Consider the following 1,573-nt stretch of genomic DNA (forward strand, 5'->3'; position numbering starts at 1 on the left):
AGCTGAATAACCAATACCTCAGCGCCAAGGCCACGGTGCCGCAGATGCAATTGCTCAATGCCGAAGAAGCCTGCGTGCGGCTGCCAATCCTGCGCCGGGAAAAAGTCCACGGCGCTATCTATGACCCCACGGCCTGTGACATCGACACCGATGCGCTGCACCAGGGTTACTTGCGCGGCATTCGTCGCAACGGCGGCGAAGTGCATACCGACAGCGAAGTGCTCGACTTGATCCGCGACGATCAAGGGCAATGGCAGGTCAGGATCGCCGGCCAGACGTTCCGCGCGCCCGTGCTGGTCAACGCGGCGGGCGCCTGGGCCGATCAGGTGGGCGTAATGGCCGGCGCGCGCAAGCTGGGCCTGCAACCCAAGCGGCGGGCGGCGTTCATTTTCGCCGGCCCGGAGGGCGTGGACAGCCATGACTGGCCGATGTTGGTGAGCCTCGACGAATCCTTCTACATGAAGCCGGACGCCGGCATGTTCCTCGGCTCGCCCGCCAATGCCGACCCGGTCGAGCCCCACGACGTGCAGCCCGAAGAGCTGGATATCGCCATGGGCATCTACCAGATCGAAGAAGCCACCACCCTGACCATCCGCCGCCCGACCCGCACTTGGGCCGGATTGCGCAGCTTCGTGCATGACGGTGATCTGCTGGCCGGTTTCGATGGGCAGGTGCCAGGATTTTTCTGGGTCGCGGCCCAGGGCGGCTACGGCATCCAGACCTCTCCCGCCATGGGCCAGGCCAGCGCGGCGCTGGTGCGTGGCGAACCGCTGCCCGATGGCCTCGCCCGTTTCGGCTTGAACGCCGCAATGCTATCGCCCGCTCGCCTGGGCTGATCTTCATCGAGGTGACGCATCGCCACGATTGCGGCACACTCCCTCGCGCCCCTGCTTCACGGGGCGCTGACCGCCTGGAGTCCTGTCATGAATGCCCCGCAAGCCGATCCGGCGCTGGATAATTTCCGCACCATCGCCGACGCCATCGCCACGCTTTTCTACCCCCACGCCGAAGTGGTGCTGCATGACCTGCGCACGCAACGGGTCGATTACATCGCCAACAACCTGTCCAAGCGCGAAATTGGCGATGACTCGTCCTTGGAAGACATGCTCAGCGAAGACGTCAGCGAACGAAACATCGGGCCCTACGAGAAGCTGAATTGGGACGGGCAAAAGATCCGCAGCCTCAGCAGCGTGCTGCGAGACGCCAAGGGCCACCCCCTGGCGGTGCTGTGCATCAATCTGAATATTTCGCTGTTCGAAAACGCCAAGGCGGCGTTGGACCTGTTCCTGTCGCCGAACAAATTGATTGCGCAACCGGACTCACTGTTTCGCGATGATTGGCAGGAGCGGATCAACACTTTCCTCCACGCCTGGATGCGCGAGCGTCAATTGAGCCTGAACCTGCTGACCCGCGACCACAAACGCGAGCTGGTGCTGGCGCTGCATGCCGAAGGCGCGTTCAAGGGCAAGAGCGCGTCCAACTATGTGGCGAATGTGCTGAACATGGGACGGGCGACGGTGTACAAGCATTTGAAGGAGTTGAAGGGCTAAGATTTGTGTTGCCTGGCCTGGCC

2 protein-coding genes are annotated in these 1,573 nt (G+C 62.9%); both read left to right on the forward strand.

What is annotated here, in order from left to right; all coding sequences use genetic code 11:
- On the forward strand, window positions 1-836 hold an 836-nt coding region (locus OC610_RS27110; RefSeq protein ID WP_264432434.1), incomplete at its 5' end, for an NAD(P)/FAD-dependent oxidoreductase.
- An 87-nt stretch (window positions 837-923) separates the two neighbouring features.
- Window positions 924-1,550, forward strand: coding sequence for a helix-turn-helix transcriptional regulator (locus OC610_RS27115; protein ID WP_030139639.1), 627 nt, complete (start codon window positions 924-926; stop codon window positions 1,548-1,550).
- Window positions 1,551-1,573 lie beyond the last annotated feature (23 nt).

The sequence above is a fragment of the Pseudomonas agronomica genome, assembly GCF_025917275.1.
Classification (GTDB): domain Bacteria; phylum Pseudomonadota; class Gammaproteobacteria; order Pseudomonadales; family Pseudomonadaceae; genus Aquipseudomonas; species Aquipseudomonas agronomica.

What these genes read in the sequence shown, in the direction of transcription:
- OC610_RS27115 (WP_030139639.1), top strand. Translation starts at nt 924, where the DNA reads ATGAATGCCCCGCAAGCCGATCCGGCGCTGGATAATTTCCGCACCATC.